Source organism: Streptomyces sp. NPDC058955, from assembly GCF_042741435.1.
Taxonomy (GTDB): Bacteria; Actinomycetota; Actinomycetes; order Streptomycetales; family Streptomycetaceae; genus Streptomyces.
The window spans coordinates 1,977-18,827 of sequence record NZ_JBHYKM010000138.1; the positions used below are offsets into that span (position 1 = coordinate 1,977).

Below are 16,851 nucleotides of genomic sequence, written 5' to 3' on the forward strand. Positions count from 1 at the left end.
GGCCGCCCCCCCAAATTTTTTTTCTCTTTTTGTGTTTATAAACAACTGGGGTGTGGGTGGGGCGCGGTTTCCCCTGTCGGCCACCAGTGTTCCTGCCGGGGAGGTCAGCCGAGGTTGTCCAGGCACTTGCGGTAGGCATCACGGGCAGGGCGTACCTTCTGGTGCGCGTCCGTCTGCTCAGCACGGGCCTTGTCCAGGTCACTCTGCCTGGCCTCGACGTTCGGGGCCTCGGTGGCCTTTCGCACGGTCTCGGAGTATGAGCGCAGGTGAGACGCCTCGCGACGCGCGTCCGCGGCGTAGAAGTCCTGGACCTTGCGGTCGGCGACTGCCTTGTCGACGGCGTCGGCCATCTTCACCGCGGCGTCGGCGGTCGCCGCCGGGTCGTGCCTCTTCGCCGCCTGTGTCAGGTCGTAGTACTCGTCCAGGACGTCCATCATCGCGTTCCTGGCGTTGTCATCGCGGGCGCTCTGCAGGTAGTCGATGATCCCCCGCCCGTGCGCGGCGGCCTTGTCGAGCGTGGCGCGGTCGGCACGGGCCCGGTCGAGGGCCTGCTAGGTCGCGGTGACCTTGGCCTCGGCGTCCTCCTGAGCGTTCTGGGCGTCGAGGTAGGCGATGTTCTTCTTCGTGCAGGGCGGGGCCTGCGCGGCGGCGAACGCCTGGGTCGGAGCGAGGGCGGTCAGAACGGATACAGCCATGAGGGCCGCGGTGCCGGAGGCTCGGATCTTCACCGTGAGGACTCCATGATCGGTGGTTCGGTGTACGTGGTGATCAACGAGCGGGTCTTGAGGAGGAATCGATTCTCCGTAGTGCGGAGATCAGTTCAGAAAGGCCCCGCAAGGGGCCACGCACGCCTCTTCGGCAAGGCGGCTGCCGGCGCGTCCACGGCCTGACCGTTCGGAGCAGGCTGAACCGTGGCTCTTGCGCTCGCCGATCGCAGCCGGCAGGGTGCCCGGGTGCCTGCCGATCTTGTTCCTGACGACCTGTGGGAGCGTGTCGCCCCGCAGCTGCCGCCCGGGTCGAAAACCCATCCACCAGGGGCTTCATCCGTCTGTCAGGCCAACGACCCAGCCCGCGCGCGAGGTTGGAAAAGGCTCACTGGCATCACCCGATCAGTAGCCACGCTGAAAGCGCTACGTGCAACGACTACCGCACGGCTGATGTGAAGCCGGAGCGTCCTGAGGACGCGACGCAGCAAACGTCCCCCTGCCCGACCCCGAGCATTACTGGTGCCTCGCCCCGATGTCTCCGGGCCCGTGCAAGGTCTACTGCGACTGGCCGGCGGCGTCCCCCCTTTGCGAAGGTTTCGAGCGCGGTCGAGGCCCGGCCGTCAGCGAGGCCAGGGAAGTCGGGGTGCCGCCCCGAGCAATCGATGCAAAGGTGGAAGTGCGGATGCGTGGAAGCCCCCTCTTTCCGACTTCTCGCCGCCGCTCTCCTGTTGCTGGTTTCTGACCACCGCCTGGGAGTCTCCATGGCCGTTACCTGCGATGCGGGACGACGTGATCTCGGGCTGCTGTTGCTCCGTCTGGGGGTCGGCGGCACGCTGGCCGCGCACGGCTCGCAGAAGCTGCTCGGCTGGTTCGGAGGGGGCGGCATCAAGGGCACCGCCGCGTTCATGGAGTCCGTGGGCTTCGCCCCGGGAAGGCTCAGCGCGATCATGGCTGGGCTCGCCGAGGGAGGCGGCGGCACACTGCTGGTGCTCGGCCTCGCCACACCCGCCGCGGGTGCGACCTCGGCCGGCGCCATGGTCGGCGCGAGCGCGGTGAGCTGGCCCAACGGCTTCTTCACCCGGAAGGGCGGCTTCGAGCTCTCGGGCGTCCTGGGCACCGCTGCCGTGGCCCTCGCCGTCTCGGGGCCCGGCCGCTACTCCCTCGACCACCTCTTCCACGACGTCCTCAACCGCCGGTGGATGGTACCCACGGCGCTGGCCGTGGTGGGCACAGGAACGGCACTCGTAGTACGCAAGCGCGACCAGCACGTGCGGCCGCTGAAGGAGCAGAACGCGACGGCGGGGACGGGGAAGTAGCCGGTACTCACGTCCTCATCCGTGACCTTCGGGCTCGATTCCGTCGGGGATCTGCCCCTGGGAGCCGACGGAAAACCCCGCACAACGCAAGGCGCAGCGCACCCAGTTCCTGAAGAACGCGGCGATAACAAGTTGTTCCCGGCAGGTCCTAACGGAACCGCGCAGCCGAGGCCCTTTCCGAGGAGGTGCCCTCGCCGTCGCTGTAGGCGGAGGACGCCACGGTCGCCTTCCTGTGTGCATACGAGCGGTGGATCTCCATGCTCGTGCCGTGGGCGTCGGCGGAGTCGATCCGCACGAAACCGGCGCCGGCGAGGACCGTGGCGTTCAGCCCGCACGTCTGACCGACGAGGCTGTGGATCGGCGTGGTGGTCACCAGGGTGTCGCCCGGAGACAGCGCGAGGATGTCGCCGACGGCGCGCGAGGCCGCTGCCCGGAGAGTCCGATGGCCCAGTTCCAGAGAGTGCGCGCGCCCACGGCCTCCGGAGGCTTCCGGGAGCCACAGCACCACCGCAGCCTCGTCGCCGTGGCGGCGCACGAGCGTCGGCCAGCGCGGCCAGAACATGATCTGATCCAGGAATGCGGGGCCCACGGGGACACAGAGACCCCGGGACGCGGCAACGACGGGCGCGAACGGCCCGTACCTCTCCTCCGCGGCGAAGACGACACGCGCACCGGCCGCGTCGACACGGTGGCGGATCGCCTGCGGTTCGAGGCCCGGATCGACGAGGACGGCCACCGCTCCGACGCGGAGGACGCCGTAGTACAAGGCGGCGAGGGTCGGGGCGTCGTCCGCGACCAGCGTCACGCGGTCACCGGGGCGGACGCCGTGAGCGAGCAGGCCTCCGCCGACACGCGCGCTGTGCTCGTCCAGATCGGCGTACGTCCAGGACCTCCGGTCCCCGCGCACGGCGGGAAGCTGCGGGTATCGGCTTGCCGTGGTCGGCAGGTTGGCGGCGAGGTTGCTCATCTCGGTCTTCCCTGTGGGATCGATCACCGCGGACGGCGGGAACGGACTGCCGATCATGTACGCCGGCTCCCCGCGACGGCTATGGAGACAGCCACAGACCTTCTTGTCGTCGATGACAACCCGGAAGTAGGGGAGGGGCGTTGACCCGCACCCACGGGGGACGCCGGTGGCCTAGGATCCCGTCCGTGCTCGAGACCGCTCACCGTGCAGCCATCGCCGACCTCGCCGCGTCCCTGGGTACCAGGCTGGACGAGCTCGTCGTCGGCATGGGTGACACGGTCGTCCGTGAGATCGACTTCTACCGGCGGGCGATCGTCAGCCGCGAGGATCTGCACGACGCCCTCGGCCGGAGCATCGGATTCATTCTCGAACACCTCGTCCGCCCCGGCTCCACCGCTGTCGACGTCTCCGTACCGAACGCCACCGGCCGTAAACGGGCCTTCCAGGGCGCGCCCCTGCCTGAGGTCCTGCGCGTCTACCGGCTGAGCTTCGCCTACTTCTGGGAGCAGCTCCTCGTCGAGGCCCAGCGAAGCGGACACGCGGCCACCCAGGCGCTCCTGGTGATCGCAGGCCGTGTCTGGACGCTCGCCGACGTCTACTCGACGGCGCTCACGGACTCGTACCGGGAGGCCGTCGCCGAGCGGATGACGGAGACGGATCGCAGGCGCTCGGCGCTCGTCGCCGCCCTCGTCGACGGACCGACCGGCGACAGCGAAACCCTCTGGGAGATGGCGCGCGTCCTCGGTTTCCCCTTCCAAGGGGACTTCGTCGTGCTCATGGCCGAGGCGTCCACGACTGCCGAGCCACCCCTGAGCGGCCTCGATGCCAAGCTGCGTCCCCTCGGGGTGAAATCGGCGTGGCGGGCCCAGGCCGGGCACGACATCGCGGTGCTCACCCTGCCCCGGCCGAGGGGCACCGAGGCGGTCCTCGACGCGGTTCGCGCATGTGCCACCGGAAGGGTCGGTGCCAGCCCCGTGTACCGGCAGCTCGACCACACGTCGCAGGCGCTCCGGTACGCCCAGGTGGCCATGGAGTCGCTGACGCCTGCGACGCCGGCTGTGCGCCAGCTCGACGACACTCCGCTGACCGAGCTCGTGATGAACAACCTCGACACCACCCGCCGAGCCGTCAACCGTGTGCTGGGCACCCTGCTCTCCCTCCCCGAGGACGAACGCACCACGCTTCTGAAGACGGCCCGCGCATGGCTCCAGGCACACGGCTCCGCAGCGGTGACCGCGCGGACACTGCACTGTCACCAGAACACCGTCCGCTACCGCATGCGCCGCCTGGAGGAACACCTCCGCGGGCCGCTGACCGACCCGAGGATCGTCGCGGAACTGTCGCTCGCGCTCGATGCCGTGGGAACGTTCCCGTCCCTGCTCTCGGCCCTGGACCCCCAGGGCGTTCCCCCGGCGGCTCGGTAGTCCGCCTGAGGTGACCTCTCTGGATCTCGGCGATGGGCCTCTTCCCTTTCCCGAACCGCGGTGGAGGATGACGGCGGGATCTAGATCCAGACCAGAACCGGAAACGATTCCAGAGCTCGACGCAGCGCGGCGTCGAGCGGACAGGGAAACTCCAGTTCGTGGCCGAAGCGGCTGTCCACCGCCGCCGTGGAATCCTGCCGCAGCTGTGCGGTGTGGACGTGGTCGACGAGTTGGTCGAACGATGCGCGGGACGTTGCCAGGTAGCAGAGAGGGTGCCGGGACGAGCTTTCGGAGGACCGCCTGGAGCGGCCGGTCGTCGGGGTGGGGGAAAGCGGTCGCGGCTTCCTGGGGTTCCCCTCCAGCTGAGCGGCGTAGAGCAGCCCGTGGGGCGTGATCACCATGTGCTCCGAGGCGATCCGGACCTCCTCGGCCTCCTCGGCCCTTCCCCACTCCCTCGCGGCCCGCTCGGCAAGCTCCAGGCGTCGCTGTCCGTCATCGGTGAGCAGTTTCTCCACCTCCGCTCGCCCCATCCGCGGAGAAGACCCCCACCCGGGGCCGAATTGTCGCCGAAGGAGTTCGTCGAGGAACCCTGGTGTCCGCTCGTTCGTCATCCGCTCTCCTCGGTCGCGTAGATCACTCATCGAGGTGTCTCCGAGACGGCTCCAGTGGAGCGAGACCGATGACCGATGCCCCTTGCGGGAGACCTATCGGCCCTGCGCGGGCCCGGCGGACCGGGTGAACAGCGCTTTCGCCCTCGCATCGGTCGACGCCAGCACGTTCTCGCTCAACTGCGGGGACGGCTCCCTCAGCCGCGCACGAGCTCGTAGAGCGGGTGCCGACATGCCGATGCCGTCTCGTGAAGTCTTCTCGTCGCGGTCACCCTCAGCTGCGACCGCAATGCGGAGATCCTCATGATTCATGGTGGACTCCTTTACGCCCGCTCCCCCGTCCTGGGCTGAGAGGGACAGCGGTGGGACCAGGTTATCGGCGGACCCGCGTCCTCGGCATCTTCTCGTGGAAGCGCGGAATCCTCCGCGGAGGAATCGGTCAGGACCTGCGGAGCAGAACCTCGGGGCCCAGATCAGCGCCCGGACCATCGCGACGACGCCCGCAGAGAACGTGCGGTGGCGGCGGCTGAGCCCCGGGGAACCGCCCGTCGTGCAGCCCCTCGAAGACCGGGCGGTGGCGCACGCGCGCCGGCGGCGCCCGCCCGGTCGTCCTTCCCGGCGCGACGTCCGTCAGGGACGCACGCCGAGTGCCGGCAGGACCGTTTCGGCGACTCGGTACGCCTCTTCCAGGAGCGGGTTCCCGGACAGGATGAAGGTGTCCACGCCGAGCTCGCGGAACTCCTGGAGCCGCTCCACGACCTGCGCCGTGGAGCCCACCAGCGCCGTGCCGGGACCCGGCCGGAAGAGGCTCATGCCCGGCCACAGGTTGGGGTACGTCTCCAGCTCCCGGGCGCGGGCCGGCACCCGGCCGCCGTGCTGACGGAACTGCCGCTGCCAGCCGACCCCCTCCTCCCCGGTCCGCTCGCCGAGCTGACGGGCGTACGTCGCCTCGCTGGTGACGTCGAGCAGCCGGTCGGCGGCGGCCCATGCCTCGTCCTCCGTGTCGCGGACGATGAGGTGCAGACGCAGGCCGATGCGCAGCGTGCGGCCGTGCGCGGCGGCCCGCGCCCGCACGTGGTCGAGCTTCTCCTCGAGGAGGTGCGGCGGCTCGCCCCAGGTGAGGTAGACGTCGACGTGTTCGGCGGCCATCTCGATGCCGGGGGCGGACGAGCCGCCGAACCAGAGCGGGACGTGCGGCGCCTGGACCGGGCGCAGGTCGCGGAAGGAGGCGCCCGCGTTCCGGAGGTCGTAGAAGCGGCCCTTGTGGTCGAAGACCTCGCCTGCCGTGAGCCGCTTCACGATCGACCAGTACTCGGCGCTCAGTTCGTACCGCTCGTCGTGGTCGACGTGCAGCCCGTACTCGCGCAGGGAGGCGGTGGAGCCGTTGACGACGTTGAAGCGGAGCCGGCCGCCGAAGAGGTTGTCGAAGGTCAGCGCCGTCTTGGCGAGCAGGGTGGGCGAGATCAGACCGGGATGGACCGCGAGCAGCGGCTTGAAGCGGGTGCTGGTGGCCGCGGCGAGCGCCGAACCGAGCGGCCAGACGTCGTACAGGTCGGTGGCCAGCAGCGCGCCGGTGTAGCCGAGGCGTTCCACGGTGGAGGCCAGGTGCTGGAGGTAGCCGAGGTCGACGGGCCTGCGGCCGGCCGGCTCCCAGGGGTAGGCGCCCTCGCGCGGAATGATGTACCAGAGGACTTCGGGTGCGGAGGAGGTCATCGCGTCAGGCCTTCCGGGGCAGGGCGTCGGCGACGGTGACCGCCCGGTCGATGAATCCGGTCCGGTGGAAGACGTCGGCCGCCCGCTGCTGTTCGGCGATGAACTCCTCGGTGACCTCCTCGATCGCCCACGGCAGGGCGCGCAGCGCCGTCTCCCAGTCCTCGGCGGTGCCGCCCTGCTCGGCGGCGGCGAGCGCGGCCGCCTCGCCGGGGTGGCCGGCCGCCCAGGCGTCGGCCCGGCGGAGCGCCCGGATCAGCGCCTCGACCAGTTCGGGCCGCTGCTCGGCCAGGTCCCGGCGGGTGAAGAAGACGGACCGGTCGGTGATCACGTCGCCGGTGCGGATCAGGGTGCGCAGGCCGCCCGCACGGCGGGCCGCGGCGAGCTCGGCCCCCTGGGCGACCCAGGCGGTGATCGCGCCGGCCCGGAGCCGCGCCTCGCTGCCGGTGTCGCCGCGCACCGGGGTGATGTCGGTGGCGTAGGAGAGGCCCGCGTCGTCCAGCGCCTGGGCGACGAGGTGGGTCTGCCACGAGCCGATGGCGAGGTGGACGGTTCCCCCCTTGAGGTCGGCGACGGTACGGACCGGGCTGTCCTCGGGGACGAGGAGGGCGCCGTGGTCGGGGCGGGGCGCCGAGATCGCGGCGTAGACGATGTCGTGGCCGGCGGCCTGGGCGGTCACCGGCGGGGTCGAGCCGGTGCCGCCGAAGTCGATGGTGCCGTCGGCGAGGAGGGCGCCGGTGCGCACGCCGTCGGTGTACGCGTGCCAGCGCACGGTCTCGCCGAGGGCGGCCAGCTCCTCCTCCGCGTAGCCGAGGCGGGAGAGGTGGAAGAGGGACGGGTTGCTGCGGTGGACGCCGAGGGTGACGGTCATGCGGAGAACTCCTTCTGGGGGGCGGGGGTGGCGGGGGTGCGGACGGCGGAGGGTGCGGGGGTGTGGACGCCGAGGTCGGCGAGGAGGCGGCGGCGCAGGGCCACGACCTCCGGGTCGCCGGGGTCGCGGGGAGCGGGGGCGGTCACGGGCTCGTCGGTGACGAGCCGGCCGTCGCGCAGCACGGCGACCCGGTCGGCGAGCCGCACGGCCTCGTCGACGTCGTGGGTGACGAGCAGCACGGCGGGGCGGTGGATCCGGCGCAGCTCGCCCACCAGGTCCTGCATCCGGAGCCGGGTCAGCGCGTCCAGGGCTGCGAACGGCTCGTCGAGGAGCAGGAGTTCCGGCTCGCGCACCAGCGCCCTCGCCAGGGCGACGCGCTGGGCCTCGCCTCCGGACAGCGTGGCCGGCCAGGCGTCGGCGTGACGTTCCAGGCCGACCTCGGCGAGGGCCCGCAGGCCCGTCGCTCGGGTGGCGGCGCCGCGCGGCAGCCCCACGGTCACGTTGGGGAGGGCCTTCTTCGAGGGGATGAGCCGGGGCTCCTGGAAGACGATCGTGCGGGCCTCGGGGACGAGGACCTCACCCCCGTCGGCGCCGTCCAGGGCGCCGAGAATGCGCAGCAGGGTGGTCTTGCCGCTGCCGCTGGCACCGAGCAGGGCGACGAACTCCCCGCGCCCGAGCGTGAGGTCGAGGCCGTCGATGACGGCGCGGTCCCCGAAGACGCGGCGCAGTCCTCGTACGCGTACGGCGGTCATCGTGTCGTCCCTCCGGGGCCGGCGGTGCGCCAGGGCATGAGGATCCGCTCCAGGCCGCGGACGAGCACGTCGGCGGTGAGGCCGAGGAGTCCGTAGACGAGGATGCAGACGGCGAGGATGTCGGTGCGGGCGTAGCTCTGGGCCTGCGACATGAGATAGCCGATGCCCGCGGTGGCGTTGATCTCCTCGGCGGCGATGAGCGCGATGACGCTGAGCGTCATGGACAGGCGCAGCCCGGCGAGAAGCGACGGCAGCGCGCCGGGGAGGACCACCTGACGGACGATCGCGAGCCGGCCGAGGCCGAAGCTGCGCATGGCCTCGACGAGCTTGCGGTCGGTGTCGCGGACGCCGCCGCTGGTGGAGACGTACATGGGGAAGGTGGTGGCGACGGCGATGAGCAGGATCTTCGCAGTCTCGTTGATCCCGAACCAGACCATGAAGAGCGGCACCAGGGAGAGGAAGGGGATGGTGCGCAGGGTCTGGAGGGAGGAGTCGAGGAGTTCGTCGCCGAGGCGGGTGAAGCCGGTGGTGATGCCGAGGGTGAGGCCGGCGGCGAGGCCGATGACGAGTCCGATCCCGGAGCGGGTGAGCGAGGTCGCGAGCGCGTCGGGCAGCTGCCCGTTGCCCCACAACTCGCCCACCGCGTCCAGTACTTGGGCGGGCGAGGCCAGGACGTCGGGGGTGAGGAGGCCGGTGGCGGACGAGGCCCACCACAGGACGAGCAGGGCGACCGGCCCGAGGGCGCGGACGGTCAGCGCGTACGCCCGGGAGCGGGGGCGGCGGACGGACGGGCGGGGGGTGACGAGGCCGGGGGCGGGGGGCGCGGCGGCCGGGGGCGCCGTCACGAGAGGGACTCGACGTCGAGGAGATGGGCGGCGATGTCGACCGTGCCGGGCGTGACCTTCTGGTCGGCGTAGAAGCGGGCCACGGTCTTGAAGCGCTCGACGTCCTCCGGGCCGATGGGGTCGACGGTCCCTCCCTTGCGGGTGAAGTCGATCTGGACGTCCCTGGCCTTGCCGGTGACGGCGGTGGGGCCGGCGTCGGTGAAGACGTTGAGGTAGGCGGCCGGGTCCTTCCGCTCCTTGGCGCTGTTGTCGTGGAGGTAGCGGTAGAGCGCCTTCACGATCGCCGGGTGCTCCTTCGCGAACTCCGAACGGACCGCGTTGAGGCTGTAGTTGTCGGAGCCGATGGCCGCGCCGTCGGCGAGGAAGTGCGCCTTGCCGCTGCCGATCTCGGCGACCGCGTACGTGGACCAGACGGCCCAGGCGTCGACCTGTCCCGCGTTGAAGACGGCGGCGGTCTGGTCGGGCCGGAGATAGACCCGTTCGACCTTGTCGGCCGGGATGCCCTCCTTCGCGAGGGCCTTGAGGAGCAGGTACTCGCCGGTGCCGCCCTTGTTGACCGCGACCTTGCGGCCGACCAGGTCGTCCAGGGAGTCGATGTCGGAGCCCTCGCGGACGAGGATGCCCTCGCCGACGGGGTCGGGGTCGGTGGCGGTGAAGAAGGCGAAGCCGGGGTTCTGGGCGAGGGAGGTGATGCCGGAGGTGATGGAGCCGGTGGCGAAGTCGAGCTGGTCGGCGTTCATCGCCTGGGCGGCGGGTGCGAAGGGACCGGCGCTGCCGGTCCACGCGACCTCGGCGCCGACGGCGGCGAGCGCCTTCGCCAGGCTGCCGTCCTGCTTGCCCCGGGCGAGGACCCCGGCGTTCCCGGGGTCGGGGATGCGAACGGTGACCGTGCGGCCCTTCGCCCCGTCGCCGCCGCGGCCGGAGGCGGAGTCGGCCGCCGGATCGGCGCCGCAGGCGGTGAGGGCGGTGAGGGCGGCGAGGGCCGCCAGAGCGGTGAGGGGGGCGAGTGGGCGCATGGCGGTCGTCCTTGGTGGGCGGCGTACGGAGTACGGGAAGGGGTGCGGAGGGTGCGCGGGCGGCGCTGTACGGGGGGTGTGCGCGGGAGCGGGCGCGGGTGGGCGTGCGGGCACGGGGACCGGGTTACGCGACGGGGCTCGGCGACGGCGTGCCGGCGAGGAGCCGGTGGGCCCGGCGCAGCGGCTCGGGGTCGGCCCAGGCCCGGACGTCGACGGCCTCGGGCAGGAAGCCGTGGGCGCGCAGCGCCTCCTCCTGCCGGGCCAGCAGGTCGAGCCGGGCGTCCGACAGATCGGGGCGCAGCGTGCGGTGGGTGCCGGCGCGGTAGGCACCCGCGACCCCCTCCGCGCCCGCGCCGGTCTCCGCCCCGAGGATGCGGGCGACCTCCGCGGGTTCGCCCGCGGCCCAGTCGGCGGCCCGGAGCAGGACGGCGAGGAAGCGGTCCACCAGGTCGGGACGGCGGTCGAGGAGGTGCTGGTGGACGGTGAGGGGGCGCGGGGTGCCGTTGTTGACCCGGTGCGCCGGGTCGGGGAGCGCGTCGAGCTCGACGGCCACCTCGGCACCGGCGCGGCGGGCCGATTCGACGGCGAGGGCGCCCTTCACGTACACGGCGTCGACCTCGCCCCGGCGCAACGCGTCGAGCTCGGCGGCCCACTGCCCCCGGTGCCCGGCCGCGGGGACGTCGACGAGACGGGTGTCGTCGAGGCCGAGGTCGGCGGAGGCGAGCGCGCCCTCGAAGCCGCGGAGCGCCATCGCCCGCCAGAAGTCGATCGGCACGTCGTGCCGGGGCACGGCGAGCCGGAGGCCGCGCAGGGCGGCGGCGTCGCGGACCGGGGAGCCGGGGGCGACGAGCACCGCCTGCCGCTCCTCGATCCACGTGAGGCCGACCAGCCGGGTGTCCTGGCCGTGTGAACGGGCCCACAGGGCAGGGACGTTGCCGCCCTCGCGGAAGAGACCGGGGAGGTCGTGGGTGTAGTGGGCGCCGCGGTCGGCGCCGGGGTCGGCGTCCTGGAGGGAGCGGACGGCGATGCCGTCCGGCGCGAACTCGGCGGCCAGCCAGCCGCGGTCGGCGGCCACGCCGGTCGCGGTGGGGACGGGGCAGCGGGTGAACCAGAGCGTGGCGGGCACGGATGCGTCGGTCATGGAGGCGTCCAGGGGTGCGGGGGGCGAGGAGGGACCGCGCCGCGGCGGGGCCGGGCACGGCGGCGCACGGAGGTGCCGAAGGGGGCGGGAGCGCGGGACACCCCGGTCCGGGCCGGTACGGCACGGGAGAGGGGGTGCGGGGACGGCGTCAGCTACAGCGACAGCCGGTGGCGGCGACCCGCGCCAGGTCGATGTGACGGCGGCGGGTGAGTCCGAGGAGGGCGTGGGGGACGTCGGGAGCGTACGACGCCGTGCGGCACGTGCTCATGGCGGACTGCTCCCTCCGGTGTCGTGGTCCCGCGGCGCGGTGTCCCGGCGCCCCGTTCTCCTGCGGTGTGGCCGGAACCATGACACGGCGGTCCGGCTCGCCACAACTCGCTTCCCACCATGTGGGATTGCACATGAACGGCGTGTTTCCTCCCGCGCCGTAGGCTCGTTCCGGCTCCCATCATGTGGGAGCGTGAGGCATCGATCACCGAGGGGGAGCCAACGCCATGACCACCGAGGCCGAGCCCGTACGGCCGCCGGCGGGCGCCCAGGCGGTGCGCCGCGCCCTGGACGTGCTGCACAGCTTCCACGACAACCGGCCCGATCTGAGCGTCTCCGACCTGGCCCGCCGGCTGGGACTCTCCACCTCGACGGCCCACCGGCTGGTCCGGACCCTGCTCTCGGCGGACTTCCTGGAGCAGGACGCCCGCACCGCCCGTTACCGGCTCGGTCCGGCGGTGACGGAGCTCGGCCGGCTCTCGTACCACCAGCGGGGACTGCACCTCGCCGCGCCGGAGCTGGCCGACCTGGCCGAGCGGACCGGCGCCACCGTCGACCTGGCCCTGCGCAGCGGTCCGTACGCGGTGATCGTGGCCGGCGGTTCGGTGACGCCGAAGGTGGGGCTGCGCCGGCCGCTGCACTCGACGGCGCTGGGCAAGGTGCTGCTCGCCTGGCCCCGGGCCGGCGAGGCCGGGCCGCTCGCGCTCCCGCCGCTGTACGCGTTCACGGACCGGACCATCGTCGACCCGACCGCGCTGGCCGCCGAGTTGGCGCGGGTCCGGGAAGCGGGTCACGCCCTCAACGACGAGGAGTCGGCGCCCGGGGTACGGACGGTGGCGGTGCCCGTCCTGGAACGGTCGGGCACCGCGCGGTTCGCCCTCGCGGTCAGGGCGACACCCGAGGTGATCACGGACGCGCGGCTCGACCGGTTCCTCGGACAGGCGCGAGCCTGCGCACGGGCCCTGGAGGTCCTGCTCCTGCCCCCGGCCGAACGCCGGACCGGTGAGCCGTAGCCACCGCGGCCGACTCCTCCGTGGCGAAGCGGCGGTCGCGCAGCGGTCCCCCGGCGGGCGCGCGGGTGCGCGCCCGGGCGGGATCGGGCACACTCGCGCGCATGATCGTGAACCACTGGCCCCTGCGCGGGCTGCACGTGCGGACCCCGAGGCTGGAACTGCGGCTGCCGTCCGAGGAGGAGTTGTACGCCGTCGCCGAGGTCGCGGCCCGGGGCGTGCACCGCCCGGACGAGCGGCCGTTCCTGACGCCCTGGGGCGAACTGCCGTCGGCCGAGCGGGCCCGGCACGTGCTCCAGCTGCACTGGAGCCGGCTCGGGCGGTGGACGCCCGCCGACTGGGCCCTGAACCTCGTCGCGTTCCACGAGGGCCGGCCGGTCGGCATCCAGGACATGCGGGCGGCGCGGTTCGGGGTCCGGCGCGAGTTCGTCTCCGGCTCCTGGCTGGGCCTGGAGCACCAGGGGCGCGGCCTCGGCACCGAGATGCGGGAGGGGATGCTGCACCTGGCCTTCGCGGGGCTCGGCGCCGAGTCGGCGACCTCCCTCTCCTTCACCGACAACCACTCCTCCCTCGCCGTCTCCCGCAAGCTGGGCTACCGGCCGGACGGCATCACCCGGGACGTGCTGCACGGCGAGGTCGTGGAGTCGCAGCGGTTCCGGCTCTCCCGCGCCGACTGGGAGCGGCGCACGGACCGGCCGGAGGTGACCGTCACCGGCCTCGCCGGCTGCGAGGAGCTGTTCGGGATCGCGGGCGAGGCGCACGACGGCTGACGCCCGGCGGGGCCTTCGGGCGGGGGTGGCCCGGCCGGAGGCCCCTGGGCGGTCACGCCTCGGGTGCTCCGGTGGTCCGGAGGGTGCCGTTCTCCAGGCGGAGCCAGCGGTCGACGCCGATGCCGGAGAGGAAGCGTTCGTCGTGGCTGACCACGAGGAACGCGCCCCGGTAGGAGTCGAGCGCGCTCTCCAGCTGTCCCACGCTGACGAGGTCGAGGTTGTTGGTCGGCTCGTCGAGCAGCAGCAGGTGCGGCGCCGGATCGGCGCACAGCACGCAGGCGAGGGTGGCCCGCAGGCGTTCCCCGCCGGAGAGGACGCCGACGGGGAGGTGGGCCCGGGCGCCCCGGAAGAGGAAGCGCGCCAGCAGGTTCATCCGCTCCGCGTCGGGCCGTTCGGGCGCGAACGCGGCGAAGTTCTCCGCCACCGTGCGGTCCAGGTCCAGCAGGTCGAGCCGCTGCGACAGATAGGCGACGCGGCCGTCGCCGCGCTTGACCAGCCCGGCGTCCGGCGCGAGTTCACCCGTGATCAGACGCATCAGGGTGGTCTTTCCCGAGCCGTTGGGGCCGGTCAGCGCGATCCGCTCCGGGCCGCGCACGGACAGGTCGACACCGCCCCCGGCGAAGACGTCCCGGCCGTCGTGCCGGACCTGCAGGCCCTCGCCGAGGAAGAGGTCGCGCCCGGCCGGCACCTGGGTGTCGGGCAGGTCGAGGACGAGCCGCTGCTCGTCCCGGAGGGCGCGCCCGGCCTCGTCGAGCCGGGCCTGGGCCTCGCCGACGCGGGAGGCGTGGGTCTGCCCGGCCCGGCCGGCGGACTCCTGGGCGCCCCGCTTCATGTTCCCGGCGAAGATGCGCGGCAGGCCGGCGTTCTTGAGGTTGCGGGCGGCGTTGCTCGCCCGCCGGTCGGCGCGCTCGCGGGCCTGCTGGAGCTCCCGCTTCTCGCGCTTGAGGTCCTGTTCGGCGGTGCGCACGTTCTTCTCGGCGACCTCCTGCTCGGCCCGTACCGCCTCCTCGTACGCGGTGAAGTTCCCGCCGTGGAAGCGCAGTCGGGAGGCGCCGAGCTCGGCGATGCCGTCCATCCGGTCGAGCAGCGCCCGGTCGTGGGCGACGACGAGGAGGAGGCCGTCGAAGTCGGACAGCGCGTCGTAGAGGGTGTGCCGGGCGTCGCCGTCGAGGTTGTTGGTCGGTTCGTCGAGCAGCAGCACCTCGGGCCGCTTGAGCAGTTGGGCGGCGAGGCCGAGGGAGACGACCTGGCCGCCGCTGAGGGTGCCGAGGGTGCGGTCGAGGGCGAGCCCGCCGAGACCGAGCCGGTCGAGCTGGGCGCGGGTGCGCTCCTCGATGTCCCAGTCGTCGCCGATGGTGGTGAAGTGCTCCTCGCTCACGTCGCCGGACTCGACGGCGTCCAGCGCGCGGATCACGGCGGCGACGCCGAGCACGTCGGCGACGGTGAGGTCGGCGGTGAGGGGGAGGCTCTGCGGCAGGTAGCCGAGGGTGCCGCCGACGGAGACCGAGCCGCCGGTGGGCCGCAATTCGCCGGCGATCAGCTTGAGCAGGGTGCTCTTCCCGGCGCCGTTGGGCGCGACCAGGCCCGTACGGCCGGTCAGGCTGAAGGACAGCTCGTGGAAGACGGGGGTGTCGTCGGGCCAGGAGAAGGACAGGTCCGAGCAGACGATGGTGGCGTGAGACATGGCGATGACCTCGGAGGGAGGGGAGCGGACAGGGCTCCGCCCCGGGCTGACGAAGGGCAGGGGGTACGACGGGACGGGCCACTCCGGTGGTGCGCTCCTCGGCGCGTCCGGTGGCCGTCAGCTCCGGGTCTCACCCGGAGATGTCGTCGTCACCCGCCATGTCTGCCGCTCCTCGTCAGGGGTCAAGGTCTCTGCCAGCGTAACAGCCGGTCCCGGTGGACCGCCGGGATTAAATCCGCCCGTGCCGGCCGAGGACGGGCTCGGTCCGGCACGGGCGGGGCCGGGGCCCGGGTCAGGCCCCGGGCGTGTCGGTCGGGTGCGGAGGCGCCTTGGTGAGGGTGCAGACGCCGTCGACGCACTGGCGTTCCAGCCGCCCGCGGGAGATGGTCTGCGCGAGGCCGACGGCCCAGCAGGTGGGGCAGCCGCGGAAGGCGATCAGGGCGAGCGGGGCGGCCAGCAGGCTGACGGGTCCGGTCACCGGGATCAGGGCGATCGAGCCGGCGATCAGCCCGAAGCCGACGGCCCCGCGCGCCAGATGGCGCGGGACGGACGCGCTGGCGTAGTCGGGGCCCTGGGCGGGCTTCGTGGGGCGGTCGAGGGTGGGTGTGGTGTTCACGGTCGCGGTTCTCCTTCGTCGGGACGAGGATCGGGCGCGGGATCGGACGGTGGCGCGGGCGCGGGCGCCGGATCGGGGGCGGGGGCGAGGCCGGGGCCGGTTACGGAGCCGGGCGCCGCCTCGGGCGTCGCCAGGGCGACCCGCAGGGCGGCGCGGGCCCGGTGCAGGCGGGACTTCATCGCCGCGTTGCTCAGGCCGAGCGCGTGGGCGACGGTCCGGCCCGGCAGGCCCTGCACGTCCCGCATGATCAGGACCTGCCGCTGGTCGCGGGGGAGGGCGCCGACGGCGGCGGCGATCCGCCGCGCCTCCAGGCGGTGCAGCACCGCCTCCTCGGCGGACGGTTCCGCGCCCGCGTCGGGCCCGTCCTCCGGCTCCTCGCCCCGCCGGACGAGCTGGCGGACCTGCCGGAGGCATTCGTTGCGCACGATGCGGAACATCCACGAGGCGAGCGCGCCCGTCGCCCTCAGGGTGCCGATCTTCCGGTACAGGATGATCAGCGCCTCCTGCGCCGCGTCCTCCGCGTCCTGCGGCGAGGCGCACAGGGACAGGGCGAACTTCCGCACGTGCGGCTGGGATTCCATGACGACGGTGGTCAGCGAGGCGACGTCGCCGTCCTGCGCCGCCTTGACCAGCCGCTCGTCGGGCCAGGAGAAGGGTCGGTTCATGTGCTCATCCTCGTGGTGTTCCGCGGGCTCCGGGCGGGGGCCGGTCAGGCCCGGCTCCGGTACCGCCGCAGCAGGTGCCAGCTGCACGCTCCGACGAGGACGGCTCCGACGACGACGAGGGCGGTGACGAGCATGGGGTCTCCTTCCGTGGTCCGGCCCGTGCGGCCGGTACGGGGATAGGAGACGGCGGGCCCCGAAAAGGATTCGCCCCCGCCGCGGAAACCCTTGGTTCTAGTGATCATCGCAACGCCCCAGTTCAGGGAGAGCGATGAGCTTTAAGCCCCGCGAGAACCGGCAGCACACCGGGGGCTACAAGCTGCGTGCGGAGCGGGAGGAATACTTCCGCCTCATGCAGCTCGGGTATGGAAACCGCGAGGCCAGCCGCCTCGTCGGCATCAACCCTCGGACCGGTCGTGTCTGGCGGAACGGCCGACCCGAGGGCGGCAAGAAGCGCCCCGTTGCTCCCGCACAAGTTGTGCGGG

General features: G+C 72.8%; 17 protein-coding genes and 1 pseudogene. 5 read left to right on the forward strand and 13 right to left on the reverse strand.

Annotated features, from left to right (window positions below):
* Positions 1 to 104: 104 nt before the first annotated feature.
* Positions 105 to 437, reverse strand: a complete 333-nt coding sequence (locus ACFW1I_RS33655) for a hypothetical protein (RefSeq protein ID WP_384677113.1) — start codon at positions 435 to 437, stop codon at positions 105 to 107.
* A 114-nt stretch (positions 438 to 551) separates the two neighbouring features.
* Positions 552 to 695, reverse strand: coding sequence for a hypothetical protein (locus ACFW1I_RS33660; protein ID WP_384677115.1), 144 nt, complete (start codon positions 693 to 695; stop codon positions 552 to 554).
* Between the two features lie 773 nt (positions 696 to 1,468).
* Here ACFW1I_RS33660 and ACFW1I_RS33665 point away from each other — a divergent pair.
* Positions 1,469 to 2,023 carry a DoxX family protein gene (locus ACFW1I_RS33665; protein ID WP_384677117.1) on the forward strand — a complete coding sequence of 185 codons (555 nt, stop codon included), beginning with the start codon at positions 1,469 to 1,471 and terminating at the stop codon, positions 2,021 to 2,023.
* Positions 2,024 to 2,171: 148 nt separating this feature from the next.
* On the opposite strand, the gene ACFW1I_RS33670 is transcribed toward ACFW1I_RS33665, so the two are convergent.
* Complete coding sequence (locus ACFW1I_RS33670) at positions 2,172 to 2,990, reverse strand: AMP-binding protein (RefSeq protein ID WP_384677119.1); 819 nt, start codon at positions 2,988 to 2,990, stop codon at positions 2,172 to 2,174.
* Between the two features lie 185 nt (positions 2,991 to 3,175).
* Between ACFW1I_RS33670 and ACFW1I_RS33675 the strand changes: the two genes are divergently transcribed.
* Entirely contained in the window at positions 3,176 to 4,414 is a 1,239-nt protein-coding gene (locus ACFW1I_RS33675) for a PucR family transcriptional regulator (protein WP_384677121.1), read from the forward strand.
* Positions 4,415 to 4,494: 80 nt separating this feature from the next.
* Here the strand turns inward: ACFW1I_RS33675 and ACFW1I_RS33680 are convergent, their stop codons facing one another.
* From ACFW1I_RS33680 to ACFW1I_RS33710, 7 genes are all read right to left on the reverse strand, one after another.
* On the reverse strand, positions 4,495 to 4,929 hold the full coding sequence (locus tag ACFW1I_RS33680) for a hypothetical protein (RefSeq protein WP_384677123.1): 435 nt from the start codon (positions 4,927 to 4,929) through the stop codon (positions 4,495 to 4,497).
* A gap of 723 nt (positions 4,930 to 5,652) precedes the next feature.
* Entirely contained in the window at positions 5,653 to 6,735 is a 1,083-nt protein-coding gene (locus ACFW1I_RS33685) for an LLM class flavin-dependent oxidoreductase (protein WP_384677125.1), read from the reverse strand.
* 4 nt (positions 6,736 to 6,739) lie between these two features.
* The gene (locus ACFW1I_RS33690) at positions 6,740 to 7,603 is read right to left on the reverse strand and encodes an ABC transporter substrate-binding protein (RefSeq protein ID WP_384677127.1); all 864 of its coding nucleotides are present in this window, start codon (positions 7,601 to 7,603) and stop codon (positions 6,740 to 6,742) included.
* A complete protein-coding gene (locus tag ACFW1I_RS33695) occupies positions 7,600 to 8,355 on the reverse strand; it encodes an ABC transporter ATP-binding protein (protein ID WP_384677129.1) in 756 nt (251 codons plus the stop codon). The genes ACFW1I_RS33690 and ACFW1I_RS33695 overlap by 4 nt, the downstream gene beginning before the upstream one ends.
* The gene (locus ACFW1I_RS33700) at positions 8,352 to 9,200 is read right to left on the reverse strand and encodes an ABC transporter permease (protein WP_384677131.1); all 849 of its coding nucleotides are present in this window, start codon (positions 9,198 to 9,200) and stop codon (positions 8,352 to 8,354) included. The genes ACFW1I_RS33695 and ACFW1I_RS33700 overlap by 4 nt, the downstream gene beginning before the upstream one ends.
* Positions 9,197 to 10,216 (reverse strand): NrtA/SsuA/CpmA family ABC transporter substrate-binding protein, encoded by a 1,020-nt coding sequence (locus ACFW1I_RS33705; protein WP_384677133.1) that lies wholly within the window; start codon positions 10,214 to 10,216, stop codon positions 9,197 to 9,199. The genes ACFW1I_RS33700 and ACFW1I_RS33705 overlap by 4 nt, the downstream gene beginning before the upstream one ends.
* A gap of 124 nt (positions 10,217 to 10,340) precedes the next feature.
* Positions 10,341 to 11,357 (reverse strand): ABC transporter substrate-binding protein, encoded by a 1,017-nt coding sequence (locus ACFW1I_RS33710; RefSeq protein WP_384677135.1) that lies wholly within the window; start codon positions 11,355 to 11,357, stop codon positions 10,341 to 10,343.
* A gap of 494 nt (positions 11,358 to 11,851) precedes the next feature.
* Here ACFW1I_RS33710 and ACFW1I_RS33715 point away from each other — a divergent pair, with 494 nt between their 5' ends.
* Positions 11,852 to 12,637, forward strand: a complete 786-nt coding sequence (locus tag ACFW1I_RS33715) for an IclR family transcriptional regulator (RefSeq protein ID WP_384677137.1) — start codon at positions 11,852 to 11,854, stop codon at positions 12,635 to 12,637.
* Positions 12,638 to 12,738: 101 nt separating this feature from the next.
* The gene (locus tag ACFW1I_RS33720) at positions 12,739 to 13,404 is read left to right on the forward strand and encodes a GNAT family N-acetyltransferase (protein WP_384677139.1); all 666 of its coding nucleotides are present in this window, start codon (positions 12,739 to 12,741) and stop codon (positions 13,402 to 13,404) included.
* A 52-nt stretch (positions 13,405 to 13,456) separates the two neighbouring features.
* Here the strand turns inward: ACFW1I_RS33720 and ACFW1I_RS33725 are convergent, their stop codons facing one another.
* From ACFW1I_RS33725 to ACFW1I_RS33735, 3 genes are all read right to left on the reverse strand, one after another.
* The gene (locus ACFW1I_RS33725; RefSeq protein WP_384677141.1) at positions 13,457 to 15,088 is read right to left on the reverse strand and encodes an ABC-F family ATP-binding cassette domain-containing protein; all 1,632 of its coding nucleotides are present in this window, start codon (positions 15,086 to 15,088) and stop codon (positions 13,457 to 13,459) included.
* 292 nt (positions 15,089 to 15,380) lie between these two features.
* Positions 15,381 to 15,704 carry a hypothetical protein gene (locus ACFW1I_RS33730; protein WP_384677143.1) on the reverse strand — a complete coding sequence of 108 codons (324 nt, stop codon included), beginning with the start codon at positions 15,702 to 15,704 and terminating at the stop codon, positions 15,381 to 15,383.
* Positions 15,701 to 16,369 carry an RNA polymerase sigma factor gene (locus ACFW1I_RS33735; protein ID WP_384677145.1) on the reverse strand — a complete coding sequence of 223 codons (669 nt, stop codon included), beginning with the start codon at positions 16,367 to 16,369 and terminating at the stop codon, positions 15,701 to 15,703. The genes ACFW1I_RS33730 and ACFW1I_RS33735 overlap by 4 nt, the downstream gene beginning before the upstream one ends.
* A gap of 268 nt (positions 16,370 to 16,637) precedes the next feature.
* Between ACFW1I_RS33735 and ACFW1I_RS33740 the strand changes: the two are divergent.
* Positions 16,638 to 16,851, forward strand: a pseudogene (locus tag ACFW1I_RS33740) (IS30 family transposase); the annotation flags it as partial.